Annotated in this window: 1 protein-coding gene; it reads left to right on the top strand. The window is 77.6% G+C overall.

The features are described from left to right. On the top strand, positions 1-518 hold a 518-nt coding region (locus E6R62_RS39090; RefSeq protein WP_136218058.1), incomplete at both ends, for a DEAD/DEAH box helicase.

Raw genomic sequence — 518 nt, 5'->3', positions numbered from 1 at the left:
GAACCGACGCACTCGACGCCCTCCCCGTCCGCGAGGCCGTGCCCGAGCTGCTCGCCGCGCTCGACGGGCACGGGACGGCCGTGCTGTGCGCGCCGCCCGGCACCGGCAAGACGACCCTCGTGCCACTGGTCCTCGCGGGCCTGGCCGGGGACGGCCCGGTGCGCCGGGTCGTGGTCGCCGAGCCGCGCCGGATCGCGGCCCGGGCGGCCGCGCGGCGGATGGCCTGGCTGCTCGGCGAGCGGACGGGCGGGCGGGTCGGCTTCACCGTGCGGGGCGAGCGGTCCGTCGGCCCCGGCAGCGTCGTCGAGGTCGTCACCACCGGAGTGCTCCTTCAACGCCTGCAGCGCGACCAGGAGTTGGCCGGGGTCGATGTCGTCGTGCTCGACGAGTGCCACGAGCGCCATCTCGACGCGGACACCGTCGCCGCCTTCCTCCTCGACGTCAGGGCCGCGCTGCGGCCCGAGCTGCGTCTGGTGGCCGCCTCCGCGACGACGGACGCGGAGGGCTGGGCCCGGCTC

The organism is Streptomyces sp. A1136, from assembly GCF_004795055.1.
In the GTDB taxonomy this organism is placed as follows: Bacteria; Actinomycetota; Actinomycetes; order Streptomycetales; family Streptomycetaceae; genus Streptomyces.
Note: the sequence above shows the minus strand (reverse complement) of the source record. Positions and strands in the feature narration are given on the sequence as shown.